Origin of the sequence: Thermomonas sp. (assembly GCF_023953935.1) — a bacterium.
Classification (GTDB): Bacteria; Pseudomonadota; Gammaproteobacteria; order Xanthomonadales; family Xanthomonadaceae; genus Thermomonas.
This window is the reverse complement of sequence record NZ_JAMLIW010000006.1, coordinates 145,416-160,776: the sequence shown is the minus strand read 5'-3', so window position 1 is coordinate 160,776 and position 15,361 is coordinate 145,416. Positions and strand designations below refer to the sequence as shown.

At 67.0% G+C, this 15,361-nt stretch carries 13 protein-coding genes; 4 read left to right on the top strand and 9 right to left on the bottom strand.

What is annotated here, in order from left to right:
• The first annotated feature begins 40 nt into the window (after positions 1–40).
• Entirely contained in the window at positions 41–1,636 is a 1,596-nt protein-coding gene (locus tag M9902_RS08685; protein ID WP_297222276.1) for a choline dehydrogenase, read from the top strand.
• Positions 1,637–1,714: 78 nt separating this feature from the next.
• On the opposite strand, the gene M9902_RS08680 is transcribed toward M9902_RS08685, so the two are convergent.
• On the bottom strand, positions 1,715–3,670 hold the full coding sequence (locus M9902_RS08680) for a M48 family metalloprotease (protein WP_297222274.1): 1,956 nt from the start codon (positions 3,668–3,670) through the stop codon (positions 1,715–1,717).
• A 100-nt stretch (positions 3,671–3,770) separates the two neighbouring features.
• Entirely contained in the window at positions 3,771–4,367 is a 597-nt protein-coding gene (locus tag M9902_RS08675) for a LemA family protein (RefSeq protein WP_297175439.1), read from the bottom strand.
• A gap of 120 nt (positions 4,368–4,487) precedes the next feature.
• Here M9902_RS08675 and M9902_RS08670 point away from each other — a divergent pair, with 120 nt between their 5' ends.
• The gene (locus tag M9902_RS08670) at positions 4,488–5,831 is read left to right on the top strand and encodes a serine hydrolase domain-containing protein (protein WP_297222272.1); all 1,344 of its coding nucleotides are present in this window, start codon (positions 4,488–4,490) and stop codon (positions 5,829–5,831) included.
• Between the two features lie 143 nt (positions 5,832–5,974).
• Here the strand turns inward: M9902_RS08670 and M9902_RS08665 are convergent, their stop codons facing one another.
• From M9902_RS08665 to M9902_RS08635, 7 genes are all read right to left on the bottom strand, one after another.
• On the bottom strand, positions 5,975–6,649 hold the full coding sequence (locus tag M9902_RS08665) for a hypothetical protein (protein WP_297222270.1): 675 nt from the start codon (positions 6,647–6,649) through the stop codon (positions 5,975–5,977).
• Positions 6,650–7,212: 563 nt separating this feature from the next.
• The gene (gene gcvH, locus M9902_RS08660) at positions 7,213–7,608 is read right to left on the bottom strand and encodes a glycine cleavage system protein GcvH (protein WP_297175444.1); all 396 of its coding nucleotides are present in this window, start codon (positions 7,606–7,608) and stop codon (positions 7,213–7,215) included.
• A gap of 81 nt (positions 7,609–7,689) precedes the next feature.
• Entirely contained in the window at positions 7,690–8,790 is a 1,101-nt protein-coding gene (gcvT, locus tag M9902_RS08655) for a glycine cleavage system aminomethyltransferase GcvT (protein ID WP_297175446.1), read from the bottom strand.
• Positions 8,791–8,929: 139 nt separating this feature from the next.
• Positions 8,930–9,361 carry an NfeD family protein gene (locus M9902_RS08650; RefSeq protein WP_297175448.1) on the bottom strand — a complete coding sequence of 144 codons (432 nt, stop codon included), beginning with the start codon at positions 9,359–9,361 and terminating at the stop codon, positions 8,930–8,932.
• 3 nt (positions 9,362–9,364) lie between these two features.
• Positions 9,365–10,309 carry an SPFH domain-containing protein gene (locus tag M9902_RS08645; protein WP_297175450.1) on the bottom strand — a complete coding sequence of 315 codons (945 nt, stop codon included), beginning with the start codon at positions 10,307–10,309 and terminating at the stop codon, positions 9,365–9,367.
• Between the two features lie 153 nt (positions 10,310–10,462).
• Positions 10,463–12,718 carry a TonB-dependent hemoglobin/transferrin/lactoferrin family receptor gene (locus M9902_RS08640; protein ID WP_297222266.1) on the bottom strand — a complete coding sequence of 752 codons (2,256 nt, stop codon included), beginning with the start codon at positions 12,716–12,718 and terminating at the stop codon, positions 10,463–10,465.
• Between the two features lie 84 nt (positions 12,719–12,802).
• Positions 12,803–12,970 carry a hemin uptake protein HemP gene (locus M9902_RS08635; RefSeq protein ID WP_297222357.1) on the bottom strand — a complete coding sequence of 56 codons (168 nt, stop codon included), beginning with the start codon at positions 12,968–12,970 and terminating at the stop codon, positions 12,803–12,805.
• A 319-nt stretch (positions 12,971–13,289) separates the two neighbouring features.
• On the opposite strand from M9902_RS08635, the gene M9902_RS08630 reads away from it, so the two are divergent.
• Positions 13,290–13,856: a TMEM165/GDT1 family protein gene (locus tag M9902_RS08630; protein WP_297222264.1), complete on the top strand. Its 567-nt coding sequence runs from the start codon at positions 13,290–13,292 to the stop codon at positions 13,854–13,856.
• A gap of 84 nt (positions 13,857–13,940) precedes the next feature.
• On the top strand, positions 13,941–15,080 hold the full coding sequence (locus M9902_RS08625) for a GGDEF domain-containing protein (protein ID WP_297222262.1): 1,140 nt from the start codon (positions 13,941–13,943) through the stop codon (positions 15,078–15,080).
• Positions 15,081–15,361 lie beyond the last annotated feature (281 nt).

Below are 15,361 nucleotides of genomic sequence, written 5' to 3'. Positions count from 1 at the left end.
TAGTTTCGGGAACAGACCTCAGCAGGCGCAGGCGACGGCATTGGCCACGGCATTCGACTACATCATCATCGGCGCCGGCTCGGCCGGCTGCGTGCTGGCCCACCGCCTCAGCGAAGACCCGAACGTCACGGTGCTGCTGCTGGAAGCCGGCGGCCGCGACTGGCATCCGTTCGTGCACATGCCCGCCGGGCTGGCCAAGATCGCCGGCCTGAAGTCGATCAACTGGGACTACGACACCACCCCGCAGCCGCAGCTGGACGGGCGCCGGCTGTGGTGCCCGCGCGGCAAGCTGCTGGGCGGTTCCAGCTCGATCAACGCGATGTGCTACATCCGCGGGGTGCCCGCCGACTACGACGAATGGGCCGCGCGCGGCGCCGACGGCTGGCACTGGGACAATGTGCTGCCCTATTTCCGCAAAAGCGAGGGCAACAGCCGCGGCGGCGACGCCTTCCACGGCGGCGGCGGCCCGCTCACGGTCTCCGATCTGCGCTACGTCAATCCGCTCAGCCGCGTTTTCATCGAAGCCTCGAAACAGGCGGGACTGATCGAAAACCCCGATTTCAACGGCGCCCACCAGCAGGGCGTGGGCCTGTACCAGGTGACCCAGCGCGACGGCGCGCGCTGTTCGACTGCGGTCGCCTACCTGAATCCGGTGAAATCGCGGCCGAACCTGACCGTGGCCACCGCCACCAGCGTCGACCACATCAGCTTCGCCGGTCGCCGCGCCAGCGGCGTGGCCTGCGTGCAACACGGCAGCCCGGTTGCTTATGCCGCCCGTCGCGAAGTGTTGCTGTGCGGCGGCTCGATCAATTCGCCGCAGCTGCTGATGCTGTCCGGGATCGGCCCGGCCGACGCGCTGCGCGGGCACGGAATCACCGTCCTTCACGACGCCCCGGGCGTCGGCGCCAATCTGCAAGACCACCTCGACGTCACCACCTTGCAGCACTGCACCCAACGCATCAGCTACGACCGCGTCAGTGAAGTCAGGACCGCATTCGAGTATTTCCTCGGCGGCCACCGCGGGCCGGGCACCAGCAATATCGCCGAAGGCGGCGCGTTCTGGCGCTCGCCGCTGGCCAGCGACGAGCGCGCCGACATCCAGCTGCACTTCATCCCGGCGATGATCGACGACCACGGCCGCAACCGCCTGCCCGGCGACGGCTACACCATGCACGCCTGCTTCCTGCGTCCGCGCAGCCGCGGCACGGTAACCCTGGCCAGCAACCGCGCCAGCGACAAGCCCCGGATCGACCCCAACTACCTGGGCGACCCGGACGGCTTCGACCTCAAGGTCATGCTCGAATGCGCCAAGCTGTCGCTGGAAATCTTCGCGCAGAAGGCCTTCGACCCCTACCGCGGCATACTGATCTTTCCGCCGCAGCTGCCGCGCAGCGAGGCCGAGCTGATCGCCTTCGTGCGCAGCCGCGCCGAAACGGTCTACCACCCGGTCGGCACCTGCAAGATGGGCAGCGACGCCGCGGCGGTGGTCGATCCGCAGCTGCGCGTGCGCGGCGTGGAGGGTCTGCGGGTGGTGGACGCCTCGGTGATGCCCAACCTGCCCGGCGGCAACACCAACGCGCCCACCATCATGATCGCCGAGCGCGCGGCGGATCTGATCCGCGCGGCAGCCACTTGATTCGTTCTGCCCGCAGCGTTTCCGCGCGCAGCGGTCGCGCCCCTGCGGTGCACTCCCACGATCCCGGTGCAGCCGCGCTCAGGAAGCCTGCTCCAGCATCGGCGGCAGCGGACAGTGCAGCACGCCGCAGATCGTGCGCAACAGCTCGGCCTCGGCCACGTTGATCCGGCCATCGCTGCCAATCGCTTCGGTGACGGCTTCGACCATGACCTGCTTGGCCAGCGGGTCGAGCGCGTCGAGCGGCTCCCAGACCGACTCCAACGCGGCCACCCCGTTGGCCGGCGGCGCGTAGGGCAGCACGTCGCGCGGCAGCACCCGCTGCATCCCGGCCAGATAGGCGCGCCGCGCCGCAGCCTCATCGGCATTGCCATATTGCGCGACCACCGCCAACAGGGTGGCAAACTCCTGCCGCACCCCGCCCGGCTTGCGACGGCCGAACTGGACGTAGCGTGCGGGATCCAGCGCTTCCCGCACCTGCACCGTCAGCAGCTTGCCCAGGCAATACTCGAACAGCGACACCCCGCCGTCGGCATTGGCCACCGCCTGCACCGCCGTGAGGAAGGCATCGAGCTGCGGGCGCGGGCGCAGCCGCAGGGCCGGGAACGCCAGCGCGGCCAGCGGCAGCCGCAGCATCGGGTGCAGGCTTTGCAAATGCTGGTCGCGCAGTTCCACCGCCTGTTCGACGATGGCTGCGCCCAGTCGCGGGCCCACCTCGGCCAGCTGGCGTTCCCGCACCGTCGCATCCGCATCGAGCAGCAGCGCCAGCAGCAGGGCGATCACGGCCTCACGGTCGCGGGCCAGCGCGCGCAGCACTTCGGGCAGCGCGGCGATGATCGCGCCGGCACGCAGGTAGTCGTCGGCATCCGGGGTGGCCACCTGCGCGGCCACTTCGGTTCCGGCAAGCCGTATCTGCGTCGCCGCGCCGGGCAGCGGCGGCGGGCGCGGGCCAGCGCGGCCGGCCGCCGTCGGCAACGGGGGTGGCATCACGCCCGCCCGCAGCGGCGGCAACTCGCCTTCGCCAACCAGACCAAGCTGCACGTCCTCGCTCAACCCGTCCGGCGGCGTCAGCACCCAGCGCGCCTTGAGGGCATCCAGCGCCCGGGCCGAGAAGCTCGGATCGAGCACACGGATCCGCTCCAGCAGCGGAGGATGGGTGGCGAACAGCCTGGAAAATCCGAGCCCGTCGCCGAACAGCATGTGGCTGACCTCCTCGGCCTTGCTGCGCTGGTCGAGCCGCGAGCCTTCCGCCACGCCGGCAATTTTCTTCAGCGCCCCGGCCAGGCCCGCGGTCTGGCGGGTGAACTGCACGGCCGTGGCATCGGCCAGCCGCTCGCGCGAGCGGCTGATGCCGGCCTTGATCATCCGCCCGAACAACAGGCCGATGTAGCCCACCAGCATCAGGGTCAACGTCACCAGCAAGACGAGCAGCGCGCCGGAACCGCGGAAGCGGCCGTATTCCAGTACCTTGCGGGCGATCAATCCCACCATCAGGATCCCGAACAGGACCCCGATCATGCGCAGATTCAGCCGCATGTCGCCGTTGAGGATGTGGCTGAACTCGTGGGCGATCACGCCCTGCAGTTCGTCGCGGTTGAGCCGGTCCAGCGCGCCGCGGGTGACGGCGACCGCGGCATCGGTGGGCGCGAACCCGGCCGCGAACGCATTGATGCCGGCTTCATCTTCCAGCACGTACAGCCGCGGCATCGGCAGCGACGAGGCGATGGCGATTTCCTCGACCACGTTGCGCAACCGCCGCAGCGATGGGTCCTGCGTGTTGGACGGCACCTCGGTCCCGCCCATCTGCTCGGCCACCACCCTGCCGCCGCCGCCCAGGCTGCTGATCCGCCAAGCCGAGCCGCCGCCGATCACCAGCAGCGTGATCACGGAGACCAGCAGCAACACGCCCGGGTGCGGCAGGAACAGGAACACGATCGCATCCACCGCTGCCACGATCGCCGCGACCGCCAGCGCGAACAGCAGGACCAGCCGTGCTGAACTCCTGCGCGCCCGGGCCTGTTGTTCGAAGAAGTTCATGGGCGTGCCGTGATTGGTGATTGGTGATTGGTGATTCGCGAAAAGCCTTGATTCGCGCCCCCATGCTCTTTCGAATCACCAATCACCAATCACGGCCCCTTCAGAACTCCACCTTCGGCGCGGCGCGGACCTGTTCCTGTTTCTCGGCGGGGATTTCCAGCAGGGCCGCCGGCTGGAAGCCGAATATCCCGGCAAAGACGCTGCTGGGGAACACTTCGCGCTTGTTGTTGTAGGCCATCGCGGAGTCGTTGTAGGCCTGGCGCGCGAAGGCGACCTTGTTCTCGGTGCTGGTCAGCTCCTCGGTGAGCTGCATCATGTTCTGGTTGGCCTTCAGGTCCGGATAGGCCTCGGCCACCATCATCAGCCGCCCCAGCACGCCGTTGAGCTGGCCCTGGGTTGCGGCCAACGCCGCCATCGCTTCCGGATCGCCCGGGTTGGCCTTGGCGGCGGCCAGCCCGCCCTGCGCGGCCGAGCGGGCGGAAATCACCGCCTCCAGCGTCTCGCGTTCGTGCGCCATGTACTTCCTGGCGATTTCGACCAGATTCGGGATCAGGTCGAAGCGGCGCTGCAGCTGCACGTCGATCTGGGCGAACGCGTTCTTGAACGCATTGCGCGCGACGACGAGGCCGTTGTAGATCCCGACGACCCAGAATCCCAGCCCGACGATGATGGCAAGAAAGATCAGGCCTGCAACCATGGCGAACCTCCCGGAATGTTCAACTCGCGAAAACAGGCGTTAGAATCAGCCGCAGGATCAATCGCCGGAACCCGGCATTGGAATCGCGGCGTAGATGCAGCATACCCGAGGGCGGGAACAATGAAAGCACGTACCCTCCGGCACGCTTGGCGCGCTGGCCTGATCGCCGGTCTGCTCCCCCTGGCGCTGGGCTCTTCCGCGCAGACCGCGCCAACCTGGAACGGGCGTCCGATCCAGATGGCGGCCGCGGTCCCCGCAGCTTCGGCGGCACCTGCGGTGCTGCCGCCCGTGCGCCTCGACGTTGCCGACTACGAGGCCATCGCCACCGCGATGACCAACGAGGGCAAGTTGCCGGGCATGGCCATGGCCATCGTGCAGGGCGGGCGCGTCGTCAGCGCGCGCGGCTATGGCGTCACCGACGTCAGCAATCCGCTCCCGATTGATGCGCACACCACGTTCCGCCTCGCCTCGCTGTCCAAGGCATTCGCGGCCACCGTCACCGGCCTGTTGGTGAACGACGGCGTGCTGCGCTGGGACAGTCATCTCACCGATTATGTCCCGGCATTCCAGTTGTCCGAGCCCGGCGCCGCCGAACAGCTCACCGTGGCCGACATCCTCAGCCACCGCACCGGGCTGAAGCGCAACACCTTCGACCGCGACATCGAGCGCGATGCCGATTACCACGTGCTGACCACCCAGTTGGCCACCGCGCCGATGCAATGCGCGCCAGGCTCCTGCTACGCCTACCAGAACGTGGCGTTCAGCCTGATCGGCGACATCGTGTTCGCGGCGACCGGGCAATTTTACAGCGAGGTCGTCACCCGCCGGATCTTCAAGCCGCTGGGCATGAACGATGCCAGCTACGGGCTGGAAGGCATCACCGCCAGCGCCCGCTGGGCCAGGCCACACGTCCGCAGCGGACGCGGCTGGACCTCGCTGATCCCCAAGCCAACCTACTACCGGCTGGCGCCGGCAGCGGGCGTCAACGCCAGCATCAGCGACATGGCGCAGTGGCTGATTGCCCAGGCCGGACACCGCCCCGACGTCCTGCCCGCGCCCCTGCTTGCCACCTTGCACGCGCCACTGGTGGACACGCCGGGAGAAACCCAGGTCGCGTCCTGGCGCCGCTCGCGTCTGACCGCAGCGAGCTACGCGCTGGGCTGGCGCGACTACAGCTATTCCGGGCACGACGTGATCTTCCACGGCGGCGCGGTGCAAGGCTACCGCGCGGTGATCGCCATGCTGCCCGAGCGCGATCTGGGCGTGGTGATCCTGTGGAACTCCGACAGCGCGCTGCCGAGCGCGCTGCTGCCGACGATCCTGGACGATGCCTTGGGCATCCAGGGCGGCGAATGGCTGGACGATCCATCCTATGGCCTTCCCGCCAGCACGATGTACGCGCGTCGCCGCGCCGACACGCCCGAAGGCAGTGACGCCTCGTCGTCCAAGGCTTCACCGCGCTGAAGTCCGGGATTCCCCAAGCCTGATCCAGGCGCAGGCAGCAAACGCGAGCGCCAAAAAGAAACCCCCCCCGCCTGGGCAACGGGAAGGGCCTTGCAGAGACTTGCTGTCGCCGGAACCGGACGTGCCGGAACCGGTCGAGTGACTCACATCGCCGGCGCGGGAATCGCCGGCATTGCCACCGGCTTGGCCTTCTTGGCGGCCGGCTTCTTCGCAGCCTTCTTGGCCGCCGGCTTCTTCGCAGCAGCCTTCTTGGCCGCCGGCTTCTTCGCAGCAGCCTTCTTGGCGGCCGGCTTCTTCGCAGCCTTCTTGGCAGCCGGCTTCTTGGCCGCCGGCTTCTTCGCAGCCTTCTTGGCAGCCGGCTTCTTCGCAGCAGCCTTCTTGGCAGCCGGCTTCTTCGCGGCCTTCTTGGCAGCCGGCTTCTTCGCGGCCTTCTTGGCGGCCGGCTTCTTCGCAGCGGCCTTCTTGGCAGCAGGTTTCTTTGCAGCAGCTTTCTTCGCCGCCGGCTTCTTGGCGGCGGGCTTCTTTGCAGCAGCTTTCTTAACGGCCATGGTATGGCTCCTCGTCAATGGGAAAATCGGTAACGCCCAGTTGCGAAAGACACCGCGGGTATCGGACCCACGATCGACCGCCGGCGCGCGACGCGCGCCGGAACGGATGCTGTGCCGGTGCGCATGCGCACACGGCGAATCTGCGGCTGCCGGCCAACTGCCAACCACACCGGCATGGCATCGCCCGACGCTGCCATGCGGGCGAGTGCGGCGAAGGATTCCGGAATCGGGCCATTGCGGAACTTCGAGTGACGATGCACCGGCGCCCACCTTGCAACGCTCAGGGTGGTGGCGCGGTGGATGCTGTTCGTCGTTGCGTCGTGTCTGGTCACGCTGTTCCGCAGTGATCGTCTGCTGGACGAAACCTAATCACGCTTTTTTCACGTGTCAACAATCTTGCGCAAAGTTTTTTTCGTTCGCGTCGGCACTCGCCGCGATCGAAGCCCGCATGCGCGTTCGCGATTGCCCATGCCGCGAACGAATGTGCAACCTGCCGACATCGATGCAATCGGCTGCACGCAAGCATTGGCGCGGTCTCCAGACATTCGACGACATTTGCATGCAGTGTGCGTCAACGCCATGCGGCACTGCCGACAACGCGCACGCCATGTCTTCGGGCCCACGCGCGCGCTGTCGTGATCGCGCGCGATTGCGTGCGGATTTTCGCGCTGCACAAGCCGGTTTGCGCGAACATTGCGCAGGATTTCATGCGCGTGCGATCGCGATCGCGCACTCCAACCCGTTCGCGCCTGCGCATTTGCGCCGTCGCAGAAACGAAAAACCCGCGGCGCTTCCGCCGCGGGTGGATTGCCCCGGATCGGGCGGACGCGACCTCAGTGCGCGTCGTCTTCGAGCTGTTCGGCGTAGCCGTCGGCATCCAGCAGATCGTTGAGCTGGTCGGCATCCTCGAGATCGACCACGAACATCCAGCCTTCCCCGTACGCATCCTCGTTGATGGTCTCGGGCTTGTCCGCCAGCGCGGCGTTGACCTCGACGACCTTGCCACTGACCGGGGCATACACGTCGGAAGCGGCTTTCACCGACTCGACCACCGCGCAGGCGTTGCCGGCTTCGATGCGGTCACCGACGTTGGGCAGTTCCACGTAGACCAGATCACCGAGCAGGCCCTGGGCGTGATCGGAGATGCCGATCGTGGCCTTGCCATTGCCTTCCACCCGCACCCATTCGTGGGATTTGTGGAACTTGAGGTCGCCTGGGATATCGCTCATCGGTATCGCTCCTGTCGAAGCTGCGTGGGGTGGGGGAAGTCTAGCGAAACTTCAGTCCGGGCTGAACTCTCTCTGCCACCGTCAGACGCCGGGCTGGATGCTGTTCTCGCGCACGAAGGGAAACTTGACCACGCGCACCGGGACCTCGCGGCCGCGGATGTCCACCCGCACCGCACCGATCGCGCCGGACGGCACGCGGGCAAAGGCGATGGCCTTGCCGATCGTCGGCGCGAAGGTGCCCGAGAGGATCTCGCCTGCACCGGCATCGGTCAGCACCGTCTGGCCATGGCGCAGCACGCCTTTTTCGTCCATCACCAGGCCAATCATCTGGCGCGGCACGCCGGCCGCTTTCTGCGCCTCCAGCGCGGCGCGACCGACGAAATCGCGGCCTTCGTCCAGCGCCACCGTCCACCCCAGCGCCGCCTCCCAGGGGGTGACGGTCTCATCCATGTCCTGCCCGTACAGGTTCATCCCGGCCTCCAGCCGCAGGGTGTCGCGCGCGCCCAGTCCGGCCGGCTTCACGCCCGCCTCCAGCAGTGCGTTCCAGAACCCGGTGATGTCGTCGTTGGGGATGATGATCTCGAAACCATCCTCGCCGGTGTAGCCGGTGCGGGCAATGAACAACTCGGCGCCGGTCGCAGTCCTGGCCTTGCGCGCGGAAAACCGCGCCAGCTTCATGACCGGCTCGCGCTCGTCTTCCGCCAACAGCCCGATCACGCGCTGGCGGGCGTTCGGCCCCTGCACGGCGACGATGCCCAGCTCCGGCCGCTCGCGCACGTGGACGTCGAAGGCGCGCGCCTGTGCGGTGAGCCAGGCCAGATCCTTGTCGCGGGTGGAGGCGTTGACCACCAGCCGGAACCAGGACTCGGTCATGAAATACACGATCAAGTCGTCGATCACGCCACCGTGCGGGTTGAGCATGCACGAGTACAGTGCCTTGCCCGGCTTTTGCAGCTTGTCGATGGAGTTGGCCAGCAGGTGGCGCAGGAAGGCGCGCACGCGCGGGCCGGCCAGGTCGACCACGGTCATGTGACTGACGTCGAACATGCCGGCGTCGCGGCGCACCTGGTGGTGTTCGTCGATCTGCGAGCCGTAGTGGATCGGCATGTCCCAGCCGCCGAAATCCACCATCTTGGCGCCCAGCGCACGGTGGATCGGATTGAGGACGGTCTGTTGGGTCATGGCGGGTCCGTTGGCGTGGGGGCCCGGTATTCTACGACGTCGCGCGCAAGCCCCGCTCGCAGCCTCCGGGCGCGGCGGAGGCGAGCCCTGTCTTGCGAGACCGGCGATCAGGCGCGCGCAGGGCGCGCACCCGCAGGGCTCAGACCGGCTCGACCTGCAGGGTCATGGCGTCGCCGCCGACGATCCGAACCTGGGCCCCGACGGGGAGCTCCGGTCCGGTGACATCCCAGTACGCATCGGCGATCTGGACCCGGCCTCGACCGTCGACGATGGCGCGCTCCAGCGTCACCACGCGCCCGACCAGCGCCGCCGTGCGCCGGTTCAGCGCCGGCTGGTCGCTTTGGCGCTCGCGTTTGCGGAACCAGCGTCGGTACACCTGGATCGACACGAAGCTGAGCACCACGAAGGCGGCGGCCTGTACCAGCAGCGGAATCCCCGGCACCAGCAGAACAGCCAGAAACACCGCCACCGCCGCCAACCCGAGCCAGAGCATGAACGCGCCGGGCGCCATCGCCTCGGCCGCGAACAGCAGCAGCGCCACCGCTGCCCAGGCAAACACGTCCCAGCGCATCGATCAGCCCCCTTGCTTGATCGCCGGCGGACGCGCGGCCTGCCGCTCCATCGCTTCCTTCGCCAATTCGGCAATCCCGCCGATCGAGCCGATGATGCCCGCCGATTCCATCGGCATCATCACGAACTTCTGGTTGGGCGCCTCGGCCAGGGACTTGAACGCCTCGATGTACTTTTGCGCGATGAAGTAATTGATCGCCTGCACGTTGCCGCCGGCAATCGCATTCGACACCATCTGGGTGGCCTTGGCTTCCGCCTCGGCCAGGCGTTCGCGGGCCTCGGCCTGGCGGAACGCGGCTTCCTTGTCGCCTTCGGCAGACAGGATCGCCGACTGCTTCTCACCCTCGGCGCGCAGGATCTGCGACTGCCGCAGGCCTTCGGCCTCGAGGATGTTGGCGCGTTTTTCGCGCTCGGCCTTCATCTGCCGCGCCATCGAATCGACCAGGTCGCGCGGCGGCTGGATGTCCTTCAGCTCGATGCGGTTGACCTTGATGCCCCAGGGATGGGTGGCCTCGTCGACCGCGTGCAGCACCTTGGTATTGATCTCGTCGCGCTTGGACAATGACTCGTCAAGGTCCATTGAACCGATCGCGGTACGGATATTGGTCATCACCAGGTTGAGGATGGCCACCTCCAGCTGGGCGACTTCATACGCGGCCTTGGCGGCATCGAGCACCTGGAAATAGACCACGCCATCGACCTTGACCACGGCATTGTCCTTGGTGATGACGTCCTGGCTGGGCACGTCCATCACCTGTTCCATCATGTTGATCTTGCGCCCCACGCCGTACATGATCGGCATCAGGAAGTGCAGGCCCGGGCCCATGGTGTGGGTGTACTTGCCGAAGCGTTCGACCGTCCACTCGTAGCCCTGCGGCACCATCCGCACGGTCTTGAACAGCAGGATCACGCCTGCCAGCAGCAGGATCAGTGCAAGAAAAACAGCCATCGATGCTCTCCGGTTGACGGGGCGAGTATAAGCCCGATTTTTCCCGGTAAACGTCGCCTGCGCGCAGGAACGGCCGGGGCCACGCAGCGCCCCGCCGGATCACGCTGCCGCAACCGCAGGCCGGCGACGCGGGCCGCGAGCCCTCCTGCTGCGCTACCACTCCATCTGCAACGAAACCGCGAGGCTGCGACCGGGCGCGGTATAGCGATCCAGCACCGCGCTGGTCGAACCGGCCAGCGGCACGTCACCGGCCGACCAGTAGCGGCGATCGGTGAGGTTGCGCAGGCCGGCGTTGAGCTTCACGTACGCGCCAAGCTTCCAGTGCGCGTAGAGATCGAACACACCATAGCCCGGTGACACGAAATAGGAGGTGCCGGCCGGCGGCGTCGGCATCCGCTCGCGACGGCCGGCGAAGCGTCCGGCCAGCTCCAGGCCCCAGTCGTCCGCGTCATACGCCAGCCCCAGCGTGGCGGTGAACGGATCGACCGATGCCATTGGCTCGTCCGCCGTGTGGTCCTCCCCGCGTGACCATGCCGCCGCACCGCGCAGCGACCAGCCCGTCAACACCGGCGACAACGCGCCCAGTTCCAGCCCCGCCTTCAGCTCGACCCCGTGGATGCGCGCATCGGCCACGTTCTGCGACTGGTAGACCATCAGACCCTGTTGATTGAAACCGACGAACACGAATGACTCGATGAAATCGCGGTAGCGGTTGTCGTAGGCGCTCAGGCTGGCGTAGGCGTGACTGCCGGAATAGCGCAGGCCCAGCTCGAAGCCATTGCTGGTTTCCGGCTTGAGGTCGGGATTGGAAATCGCGGTGTAGCCGAACATCGCATTGGTGAAGCCGATGTTGACGTCGGCATACGGCGGCGAGCGGAAACCGCGCGCGTAGCCGCCGAACAGCGACCAGTCCTCATTGAAGTGCCAGACCATGCCGAGTTTGGGCGACACGCTGGTCTTGCTCAGGCTACTGAGCACCACGCCGGGATTGTCGCCGGCAAAGATGGCATCCATGTGCGGGCTCAATTCATAGCGATCCACCCGCAGCGCCGGCACCAGCCGCAGCGCGCCGCCCAGCAGGCTGATCTCGTCCTGAAGGTAGGCCGCCGTGTTGGTGGTGGTGCTGAGCGGGAAATCGCGCACCGGGTAGTGATCCGGCGGCATGTTCGGGGTGCTGACGCCGGTCAGCGGAAAACCGCGCAGGCCGTCGCGGCGTTGCCCGGTCTCGGTGCGCGCGATATCCAGGCCCCAGGCCAGGTCGTGCTGGACGCTGCCGGCGTCCACGGTCTTGCGGAAGTTCAGCTGCAGGCCGCGCACGCGCTGGTCGAAATGGAACCAGCGCTCACGCACATCCTGCAAGGTTGGCGTCGGCAGGGTGCGTGCCTCGATCGTGTATTGGGTGGTGCTGCTGCGCTGGATGTAGGCCTGCCAGTCGATGCTGTCGGCAAAGCCGCCTTCCAGATCGATCCGGTGTTCCAGCGAAATCCGCGTGCGGCGCTGCTGGTCGATGGCACCGACATGGGTATTGATGGCGCCGGTCATCGGCTGCACGCCCATCGAGGTCAGCATGTCGGTGTCGGCGCTGTCGTCGTTGCCTTCCAGCGTCAGGGTGAAACGCTGGCTGGCGCTGGGCGCGTACACCAATTTGCCAAGCACGCTGCGACCGCTGCGATCCTGCGGGTTGGGTCGGGTGCGGGCAGCGCCGACGCCATCGGCCTCGCCCTGATTGCGGGTCTCGTGCCCCTGCCGATGGCTCACCGCCAGCAGGCCCGACCAGCGCTGGCCGCCGAAAGCCGCCGTCAGTCCGGTCGAGAATCCGTTCCATTCGCCATCAAAGCCCAGCTTGAAGCCGAAGTAGCTGGACCTGCCGGCTTGCAGGTAGTCCGCCGGATCCTTGGTGACGAACGAGACCGTGCCACCCAGCGCATCCGAGCCGTACATCGAGCTGGTCGGGCCACGCACGACTTCCACCCGCTTGAGTGTGTCGAGATCGACGAAATTGCGGTTGGCATTGGAGAAGCTGCCGATGGTGAACGCATCCGGCACCGCGATGCCGTCGGTCTGGATGCGCACGCGATTGCCGCCGAGCCCGCGGATGCGGATGTCGCCGATGCCGAAGCGGCCGAAGCTGCTGCCGACGCTGATGCCGGGTTCGTAGCGGAACAGGTCCTTCAGGTTGTCGACCAGCAGATCATCCATGCGCTTGCGGTCGATCTCGTCCACCGTGTTGGGGACATCGATCAGCGCGCGCTCGCTGCGGGTGGCGGTGACGACCACGCGCTCGAATACTTTGACATCGCCGTCAACTCCTGCCTCCGTTTCATCGGCGGCGGGCCCGGCCTGGGCATGGGCTTGGGAAGAGGCGGCGAGTACGGCGAGCAGGGCAAAGGCCAGCGGGTGCGAGCGCATGAGACATCCATCGAGGAAGGTTGTCTGCTGGCTCGCGTGTGGACGCTGGCTGGCGTGGGGACCGGCGCGCAGGCGCCGGCTGGGTCATTTGGTGAGGATCAATTTGCCGTTGCGGGTGTGACGCAGGCGGTAGATCTCATCGCCGTGGCGGATCAGCACTTCGCACTGGCCGCGCAGCAACTGGCCGCTTTCCAGACACCGAAGCGGTGGACCGGACGGGGTCGGAACTGACTTGGCCGGTGGATCGGACACCGGCGCAAACGGTTGGGCTGCGGTCATGCAAAGCTCGGGACGAGGCCATCGTCGATATGGTAATGATTCTCATTATCTAGTCAACTCAACGCCGCGTGCTTCAATACGCACTCTCTTCCTCCGGGGAGTAGCCCGCCACGGCGCGATGCCGGGGCCCGCGCGTCAACACACTTGGCCGGCAGGCCGTGGCGCGCAGCGTTCGATCGAATGTGGATTCGATGGAACGCGGGCAAGACCGAAGGCAGGCGACGCGCACCCGACCGGGCGCCGCGGCGTTTGCCTTCGCGTCCTTCGCGAATGCGCCCGGTCCGGAGCTTCGATGTTCAACCCCCTGCTCGTGTCCACCGGCACCGTGGCGCTGGCCGAGATCGGCGACAAGACCCAATTGCTGGCCCTGCTGCTGGCGGCGCGCTTCCGCAAACCCTGGCCAATCGTGGCCGGGATCCTGCTTGCCACCCTGCTCAATCACGCGCTGGCCGGCTGGGTCGGCACCCTGGTCGCACAGTGGCTGACGCCGCAGCTGCTGCGCTGGGTGGTCGCCGCCAGTTTTCTGGGCATCGCGCTGTGGACGCTGAAACCGGACCAGCTGGACAAGGACGAGGCGCTGCCGGCGCACGACGCCTTCATCGCCACCGTCATTGCTTTTTTCATCGCCGAGATCGGCGACAAGACCCAGGTGGCGACGATCCTGCTGGCGGCCAAGTATTCGCCGCTGTGGCAGGTGGTGGCCGGCACCACCGTCGGCATGCTGCTGGCGAACGTGCCGGTGGTGGTGCTTGGCAGTCGCTTCGCGCAGAAATTGCCCTTGAAGGCGGCCCGCATCATCGCCGCATGCGTGTTCCTGGCGCTGGGGGTGTGGACGCTCTTTGCCGGACTCCCGGACTGAGCAAGCCTGCCGTGGCTGCCAGATGCAGCGGATTTGAGTCAGGCCCCTCGGCAGCCTATGCTGCGGCGGGAAACAGGGGAGCGCATGGACGGCATCCGGTCCGATTTGCGGGAGTTCTGGCGACGCCTGCGGGCGCCACCGGACGCGCTGATGCTGGAAGTGGGCGCCGGCGGCGAGCTGCTGGTGGCCAAGCTGCGCGCCGTGCTCGCGTTTGTCCTGCTGCTGCTGCCGCTGGCCAGCATTGCCGCCGACGAGTACACGCCCACCGAGGGACTTGCCGGCATCATCGGGGTGATCCTGACCGTGCTGGCCGCGCAGCTGATCCTGATGCTGGCGCGCCAGAAACGCCGCTTCCGCTGGCTGCCCTGGCTGTCCACCAGCTACGACATCACCCTGACTTCGCTGGTGCTGGGAATGCTGGCGTTCGGCTCGTTTGCCGGCGCCTTGAACAGCATGGTGGTGTGGGCGTTCTACCTGATCGCGATCGGCATGACCGCGCTGCGCAACGACGGGCGCCTGACCTTGTACGCCGGTGCGCTGGCAATGTTCCAGTACGGTGCTCTGGCAGTGCTGCTGTTCTCGCTGGCCACCACGCCCGACCAGCTGGCCTCGGCCGACTACGGCACCGCACACGTGTCCAACGTGCTCCAGCGACTGCTGTTGATCGCCGTCACGACCGTCATGATGGCCGCCGTGGTGTACCGGATGCAGCGGCTGATTGAGCTGTCCGGCACCGACGGCCTGACCGGGCTGCCCAACCGCACCCTGCTGACCTATCGTTTCCCGGCGCTGGCCGACGCCGCCGGCGAGGCCGGGATGTCGCTGTCGGTGGCCTTGATCGATCTCGATTATTTCCGCAGGATCAATGACGAACTCGGGCACACCGCCGGCGACAGCGCGCTGCGTCACGTGGTGGATGTCCTGCGCTCCGGGCTGGAAGAAAAGGACTGGCTGGTGCGCCTGGGTGGCGAAGAATTCGCGCTGGTGTTGCGGCAGCCGGTGGGGCGCGCCTGGGAACGCTTGGAAGCCCTGCGCCGCAGCGTGGCCGCTTCCCCCTTCGTCCACGAGCCCGGGGAAGCGCCGATTCGGATGACCTTCAGCGGCGGGATCTCGAGCTGGCCGCAGGACGGCACCGAACTGGCCCAGCTGCTGCGGCGCGCCGACCTGCGCCTGCGCCAGGCCAAGATGACCGGGCGCAACCGCGTGGTGGCGCGGGAGAGTTGAGTTGTCGGCTTGGCGACAGTCGCGTTGGCGTGGCCACTGACGCTCAGTGGACCCGTCCCCAGCACGTCCAGTTTGTCGACAGTCGCGTTGGCGCAGCCGCTGGCGCGAAGTCAAGGAGGAGATGGCGGCCGCAAGGCCGACATCGGGGGATATGAGCGCCAGCGGCTGCGCCAACGCGACCCAAGGATTTCATGCCTGGTTCAACCCAAACCACGATGTCACCTTGCCGGGACGGTCAGCCCGGGGCAAACACCTCGACCCGAATCACGCTTGCAACGCAT

Coding starts and splice junctions, on each gene's coding strand:
- M9902_RS08630 (WP_297222264.1), top strand. CDS start 13,290: ATGTTCAACCCCCTGCTCGTGTCCACCGGCACCGTGGCGCTGGCCGAG.
- M9902_RS08650 (WP_297175448.1), bottom strand. CDS start 9,361: ATGCGCTGGGACGTGTTTGCCTGGGCAGCGGTGGCGCTGCTGCTGTTC.
- M9902_RS08645 (WP_297175450.1), bottom strand. CDS start 10,309: ATGGCTGTTTTTCTTGCACTGATCCTGCTGCTGGCAGGCGTGATCCTG.
- M9902_RS08670 (WP_297222272.1), top strand. CDS start 4,488: ATGAAAGCACGTACCCTCCGGCACGCTTGGCGCGCTGGCCTGATCGCC.
- M9902_RS08680 (WP_297222274.1), bottom strand. CDS start 3,670: ATGAACTTCTTCGAACAACAGGCCCGGGCGCGCAGGAGTTCAGCACGG.
- M9902_RS08625 (WP_297222262.1), top strand. CDS start 13,941: ATGGACGGCATCCGGTCCGATTTGCGGGAGTTCTGGCGACGCCTGCGG.
- M9902_RS08675 (WP_297175439.1), bottom strand. CDS start 4,367: ATGGTTGCAGGCCTGATCTTTCTTGCCATCATCGTCGGGCTGGGATTC.
- M9902_RS08640 (WP_297222266.1), bottom strand. CDS start 12,718: ATGCGCTCGCACCCGCTGGCCTTTGCCCTGCTCGCCGTACTCGCCGCC.
- gcvH (WP_297175444.1), bottom strand. CDS start 7,608: ATGAGCGATATCCCAGGCGACCTCAAGTTCCACAAATCCCACGAATGG.
- gcvT (WP_297175446.1), bottom strand. CDS start 8,790: ATGACCCAACAGACCGTCCTCAATCCGATCCACCGTGCGCTGGGCGCC.